The following is a 6890-nucleotide window of genomic DNA, read 5'->3' on the forward strand; positions in this document are numbered from 1 at the left end:
GCCGCCTCGGCAAGCGCTTCCTGTCGGTGGAAAGCCACATCCTGATGATGGCCGCAGCTCAGCCGTTCATTTCGGGCGCCATCTCCAAAACCATCAACATGCCCAACGATGCGACGGTGGAAGACTGCACCGCCGCCTACCTCTCCTCGTGGCGCCTCGGCCTCAAGGCCAACGCGCTGTATCGCGACGGCTCCAAGCTGTCGCAGCCGCTGAATTCGCAGCTCCTCGCCGATGACGAGGACGAGGCGGAAGAGGCTGCCGAGGCCATTATTGCCGCGCCGGCCGTGCAGCGGGCGGCGGCGGTGGCCGAGAAGATCGTCGAGAAGGTGATTGAAAAGGTCGTGGAAGTGCGCCGGCGCGAAAAGCTGCCGACGCGCCGCAAGGGCTACACCCAGAAGGCCATCGTCGGCGGCCACAAGGTGTATCTGCGCACCGGCGAATATAACGACGGCCGCCTCGGCGAAATCTTCATCGACATGCACAAGGAAGGCGCGGCCTTCCGCTCGCTGATGAACAACTTCGCCATCTCCGTGTCGCTGGGCCTGCAATATGGCGTGCCGCTGGAAGAGTTCGTGGAGGCTTTCACCTTCACCCGCTTCGAGCCGGCCGGCATGGTGCAGGGCAACGAGGCCATCAAGAACGCCACCTCGATCCTCGACTACATCTTCCGCGAGCTGGCGGTGTCCTATCTGGGCCGCGACGACCTGAGCCATGTGCCCCCGGAGGCGATCGGCGCCACCACCATGGGCTCGGGCGTCAACGAAGGCCGCTCCTCGGCAGAAGCCGTGGTGTCGCGCGGTCTGGTGCGCGGCCACACCGAGCGCTTCCGCACGGCCGACCCGGCCGGTTCCGCCGGTCCGGGCAGCCGGGCTGCGGCCCCCAGCAACGTCACGGCGCTGCGCGCATCGGGCAATGCGGCAACCGCGGTTGCGACCGCCACCGCAACGATGTTCCATCGCAATCTCGACACGGCGGAAGAAACGGCGGTCGAGCTTTCGGTGGCGGTGCCCAGGGCGGCGGAGAGCCATGCCGAACGGGCCGCAATGGCCCGCCTCAAGGGCTATGTGGGCGAATCCTGCACCGAGTGCGGCAACTTCACCATGGTGCGCAACGGCACCTGCCTGAAGTGCGACACCTGCGGCGCGACCAGCGGCTGTTCGTAAAGACGATCCTCTGGCGGAATATTCGAAACAGGCAGCCGGGCATTCCATCGATGCCCGGCGAACATAATAGAGAATGCCTCGATTACCCATTCTGTATTCAGACTTGCCAAGCTGAGCATGAACTGGGCAAAACAAAAAAGGCCGAGGATTAACCCCGGCCTTTTATCCCGCGTAGCACCAGCTGAGGTACTGGCGGGCGACGAACGTAGAATAGATTCTCCGTCCGCTGGTGACACTCGGACTATGGAGAATGGATCGGCGGCCGTCGAGCGGAACCTTGGCTTTTTAAACAAGGAACTTAAACATGGCTACTAATCCTCCCTCAGGCGACGGACATCGCAACGGCGCTGTCAAGGGACGCTCTCAAGTGCTCAACCCCAAAACCAAAACTTGGACAAAACGCGATACCTCGACGGGGCATTTTTTGGGTGGAAAGAAGGACGGCACGCCCTTTAAGGGCGTACGGAAAGAAAAATAATTGCGCACCATGGTGCGCAACGGCACCTGCCTGAAGTGCGACACCTGCGGCGCGACCAGCGGCTGCAGCTGATCGCACCGCAATCCGACAATCCCGCCCCGCCCGGATGCCCGCGCATCCGGGCGGGGTTTATCTTTAAGAACAAAAGAGAAACATTTACCGCGCAAGGTTGTCCCCCGCACCAGACCAAGCGGTCCGGTTTCAGTGAGCCGTTTCTTTTAACCGCCTGAAAAGAAAAGACTTGCCACCGCCCTTCGGTATCGGTGACGATTTGATCATATTGACTTTACGCAAAGCCGGACGAACCGCTCTGTGGCCTTCTCACGGAGTGGTAAAATTGCACATATCAGGATTCCGGGACACGCAGGGCCCGGAAGCGGGCTGAAATTGGACGCTCCAGAGCCGAGACGAACAAAACGGGACATTCTGCAACCTGACGCAACCTCCGGGACGCGAGAGCGGCGGAAGACGCGGTTGTATGCCCCGTTTTGTTCCGGCGGCCCAGACGCCGGCCCTGCCGGTGCGCGGCTGCAACCGTGCGGCCGCGGGGCGGTCCGTTCATGATCGATGCCGGATCGCCCTATCTGGAATTCGCCGCGCTGGCGCTGGGGTTGCTTGGCAACGCAGCGGTGGTGACGGCGCTGATCCAGTTCGTAACCAGTCTCGAATCGTCGCTGCGCCGCCGCCGGCCGGCCCTGTCGCCGCTGCTGCTCGGCGCGGGCTTCGGCATCATCGCCGTCGCCTGCATGGCCTTTCCGGTCGCAACCCTGAACGGTGCGCGGCTCGACCTGCGCGCGGTGCCGCTGCTGCTGGCCGGGCCGTTCCACGGCATCGTGGCCGCCGCGGTCGCCGGGGCCATCGCGCTGATCGCCCGCATCTCCATCGGCGGATCGCGGATGGAGATGGCCGTCGTGACCATCGCAGCGGTCTCGCTGATCAGCATGGCGCTGGCGGCCGCGCGCGGCTGGCGGTTCAGCACCGCCCGGCCGGTGGCCCTGCGGCGGCTCACGCCGGCGCGCCTCGCCGGCATGGCCATCCTGCTGCCGCCGGTCGGCATTCTGCCCAGCTATGTGTCGGCGCTGCTGGCCGGCACGATCGACGGCCAGTTCTGGCCGATCACGCTGTCGCTGTGGTTCATCAGCGCGCCAGTGGTGCTGTTCAACGGCGCCATGATGGTGCGCGACGAGGGCCGCAGCGCGCTGGCAAGCCGGCTTTCCGAAACGCGCGCGCTGATGCAGGCGCTGGCTGCCAAGATCCCCGGCATCCTGTTTCGCGGCCGGCTGACCCCGGAAGGCCATTACACGCTCAGTTTCGTCAGCACGCGCAGCACCGAGATCCTCGGCCTTGCACCGGAAACGCTGACCAGCGCCCCCGACCCCCTCGCCCTTCTGCTGCACCCGGACGACCGCGCCCTGGTGCACGACACGCTGCAGAAGACGGCGCGGGGGGAACGCGAACCCGGCATGCTGGAATATCGCGTGATACGGCCCGACGGTGCGGTCGTGTGGCTGCAATCGCTGTCGTCCCTCAATGCCGGGGCTTCTGCCGAAGAAGGCGGGCTCATTATCGACGGCGTGGCTGTCGACGTCACCGAGCGGCACCTTTCGGAAGAGCGGGTGCGGGCGGCCCATGCCCGGGCCAACTGGCTGGCGACCCACGATCTCCTCACCCGCCTGCCCAACCGGCAGGCCCTGCAGCAGCAGATCGCCGGTAAGATCGCGGCAGCCGGCAACAGCGGGCGGGTCGGCCTCGTCATCTTCGATCTGCGCGAAAGCCGCATGGTCAACGAGCTGTTCGGACAGGGCGCCGGCGACCGCCGTCTCATCCACGCCGCGCAGGTGCTGACCGGCGCTGCCCCGGACGACGCCGTGGTGGCCCGCACCGGCAGCGACGATTTCGGCATTCTGCTGCCGAACATCGCCAACGATACCGCGCTGGAGACCATCAGCATCCGGCTGGCGGTGGCGCTGCAGGCGCCGTTCCTCATTGCCGACCAGCCGGTGCCGCTGCGCGGCCACGGCGGTTTTGCCACCGCACCGTCCGATGCCGGCGATGCCGACCGGCTGCTGCAGGTGGCCGGCATCGCGCTGGAAGCCGCCCGCGAGGCCGACAGCGACATGCCGGTGCGCTACAGCACCGTCATCGAGCAGCGGCGCAACGAGCGGCGCCTGTTCGATCAGGAGCTGGAACAGGCGCTGGATCGCGGCGACCTGACGCTGGTCTGGCAGCCGGTGGTGCGCTGTTCCGACCGCACCGTGATGGGCCATGAGGTGCTGGTGCGCTGGCAGCGGACCGACGGGCCGGTCTCGCCGGAACAGTTCGTCTCCCGTGCCGAGGCGACCGGCCTGTGGGGCCGGCTCGATGCCTATGTGCTGCGCCGGGCCTGCCGCATGGCGGCCGAGCGCGGCAACGACCACTGGATTGCCGTCAACGTTTCGGCGGCATGGTTCCGCGTGGGCGATCTCGTCAGCCTCGTGCGCACCGTACTGGCAGAAACCGGGCTGCCCGCCGCGCGGCTGTGGCTGGAAATCACCGAACGGGTGCTGATCGAGGAGCGGGCGAAGGCCATCGAGGTCATCGGCGCGCTGCGTGCCATGAACGTGAGCGTCGCCATCGACGATTTCGGCGCGCTCTATTCCTCGCTCGGCTACCTCTACGCGCTGCCGATCCAGAAGATCAAACTCGACAAGAGCTTCATCGACCACATCGACACCCGCCTGCGCGCCCGCACGGTGGTGGGGGCCATCCTGTCGCTGTGCCACGATCTCGGCGTGGAGGTGGTGGCCGAGGGCGTGGAGACGGAAGCCCAGTTCGCGCTGCTGATGCGCCTCGGCTGCCCGGCCGTGCAGGGCTATCTGACCGGCCGGCCGCAGGGCGAACCGGCGCTCGCCGCCCTGCCCCGCAGCTGAGGCCGGCGCGTCGCAAACCGGGCCGGCAAACCGGGCCGGATTGCGGACCGGGCCCGGTTCAGGGCGGGCCGGGCGCGAACCGCGCCGGGCCCCGGCCACCCGCCCCGGCTTCCGGTCCGGGCCGGCCGCGGTCCGCGCCGGAGCATATTCCTGTCGGATGCGGTCGTGCCGGGCCGTTTGCGCTGCAGGGCAGTGCCGGCCGCCGCGCGGAGCGGCTGACCGGGGCGCCGCCTCAGTTGGCCGCCGGACGGCTGGCGGCGCTCCGCGCCCGGGCATCGCTGACGATCTGGCGGAAGCCATCCTCGTCCAGCGCCGAGGGCACCATGAAGGGACCGACGAGATAGACCGGCGTTCCGCTCAGGCCCAGCGCCTCGGCCTCCGCCGTGGTGCGGCGCAGGAGGGCGGTGATGTCGTCGCGGTGGGCCTTCAGGTCGGCATCGAGGCGCGTCATGTCGATATCCGTCGCCGCCAGTGCCGCGCGCATGTCGGCGGCCGTGATGCGGCGTCCGTGGATGGCCATCAGCGCATCGTGAGCCTCCACATAGCGGCCCTGATACTTGGCGGCCAGCGCCAGTTCCGCACCGCTGTTCGACGAGGCCGCCAGGATCGGCCAGTCCTTGTAGATGACGCGCACATTGCCGTCGCCGGCAACGACCGCGTTCATCGCCACAGCCGATTCCTTGCAGTAGGGGCAGTTGTAATCGAAATAGGTGACAATGGTCACATCGCCGTGCGGATTGCCGCCGACCGGGGCATCCGGGTCCTTCAGCACGCTTTCAGGGCTGACCGCAGCCTCCGCCGCAACGGCAGCGGGCAGCACCAGCGCAAGGCCCGCGGCGGCGGCGAGAAGGTGGCGGCGGGTCAGGGCGGCGGTCATGGCAGGCTCCGGGGCTGATATTTCGGACGGGTATTTCGGGCTTGAATTTCGGCTCTGGATTTCAGGCCCGGTCGCGTCGCACGCCGGCATCGGCCCGCGGGCACCCGCGCTCAGGCACGGGCGTTATCGAGGATGCGGCCGAATTCGGCCGCGCCGATCAGGCCGATGCTGCGGCTGTCGGCAATCTCGCGGCCGGTGACCGGATCGATCACAAACAGGGTCGGCGGGCCGACCACGGAGAAGCGCCGCATCAGCGCCTCCGCCTCCGGCCCGCCCGCGGTCACATCGGCGCGGATGACGGCAAAGCCGGCAAGGCGGGCCCGCACCGCCGGATCGGCCATGACGGTGCGGTCGATCTCATGGCAGACCGTGCACCAGTCGGCGGTAAAATCCACCAGCACCGGGCGGCCGGCCGTGCGCGCCTCGGCAAGGGCGGCATCGAAGGCGGCCGGCGTCGTCACGCTGCGGCCGAGGGCGGCGGCAGTGATGGCACCGCCGGCCGGCGCCGGCACCGGGCCGACCAGACCGGCCGGCACGAAGCCGCCGGCCACCGCCACCAGCACGAGGCCCGCCGCCACGCTGCCGCCGCCGGCCAGCCGGGCCAGCAGCGCCGGGCTCCACTCCAGCCGGCCGGCGCGCGGGTTCCACGCCGCCAGCCACAGGCCGGCCATCAGCGCCAGCGCACCCCACAGCGCCAGCGTCACGGCCTGCGGCAACACGCGGCCGGCCATGAACACCGCAAGCCCCAGAAAGACGAAGCCGAAGGCGTGGCGCACCATGTCGAGCCACCGGCCGGCCCGCGGCAGAAGGCCGGCACCGAAAGTGCCGAAGGCGATCAGCGGCAGGCCCATGCCCAGCCCCAGCGCGAACAGCGCACCGGCGCCGCGGGCGATATCGCCGCTCTGCGCCACATAGAGCAGGGCCGCCGCCAGCGGCGGCGTCACGCACGGACCCACCACCAGCGCCGAACCGAAGCCGAGCAGCGCCGCGCCGCCGACCGAGCCGCCGCGGCCATCGGTCAGGCGCGACAGCGCGCCGTTCCAGCGCGCAGGCATCTCAAGGCTGAACAGGCCGAACATCGACAGCGCGAGCGCCACGAAAACGAGCGCGATGGCACCGATGGCCGCCGGCTGTTGCAGGAGCACCTGCAGATTGAGCCCCGACCACGCCGCAGCGATGCCGACCAGCCCGTAGGCCGCCGCCATGGCCAGCACATAGGCCGACGACAGCGCGAAGCCGCGCCCGCGCGACAGCCGCTCGCCGCCGGCCCGCACGATCACGCCCGACAGAATCGGGATCATCGGAAATACGCACGGCGTGAATGCCAGCAGAAGGCCGAAGCCGAGGAAGCTGACCAGCACCAGCGCCGCCGGGCCGGCAAGAAGCCCGCCGCCGGGCGGCGCTGCGGGAACCGCCTGCGCCGTTGCGTCCGCGCCCGGCGTCACTGCCGGCGCAGCCTCTGC

The 6890-nt window shown here is 68.7% G+C and carries 3 protein-coding genes and 1 pseudogene; 2 read left to right on the plus strand and 2 right to left on the minus strand.

Annotated elements, in window-relative coordinates; genetic code table 11:
* Together V7067_RS10510 and V7067_RS10515 are read left to right on the plus strand one after the other, a co-directional pair.
* Nucleotides 1–1163 (plus strand): annotated as a pseudogene (locus V7067_RS10510) (vitamin B12-dependent ribonucleotide reductase); the annotation flags it as partial.
* Nucleotides 1164–2201: 1038 nt separating this feature from the next.
* Nucleotides 2202–4550: an EAL domain-containing protein gene (locus V7067_RS10515; protein ID WP_334175853.1), complete on the plus strand. Its 2349-nt coding sequence runs from the start codon at nucleotides 2202–2204 to the stop codon at nucleotides 4548–4550.
* A gap of 232 nt (nucleotides 4551–4782) precedes the next feature.
* On the opposite strand, the gene V7067_RS10520 is transcribed toward V7067_RS10515, so the two are convergent.
* Entirely contained in the window at nucleotides 4783–5427 is a 645-nt protein-coding gene (locus tag V7067_RS10520; protein ID WP_334175854.1) for a DsbA family protein, read from the minus strand.
* 110 nt (nucleotides 5428–5537) lie between these two features.
* A partial coding sequence (gene dsbD / locus V7067_RS10525) for a protein-disulfide reductase DsbD (protein ID WP_334175855.1) occupies nucleotides 5538–6890 on the minus strand: 1353 nt, incomplete at its 5' end.

Origin of the sequence: Pseudoxanthobacter sp., assembly GCF_036822375.1 — a bacterium.
Taxonomy (GTDB): Bacteria; Pseudomonadota; Alphaproteobacteria; order Rhizobiales; family Segnochrobactraceae; genus Pseudoxanthobacter.

Excerpts from the sequence above, each read along its gene's own strand:
- V7067_RS10520 (WP_334175854.1), bottom strand. The coding sequence starts at position 5,427 with ATGACCGCCGCCCTGACCCGCCGCCACCTTCTCGCCGCCGCCGCGGGC.
- V7067_RS10515 (WP_334175853.1), top strand. The coding sequence starts at position 2,202 with ATGATCGATGCCGGATCGCCCTATCTGGAATTCGCCGCGCTGGCGCTG.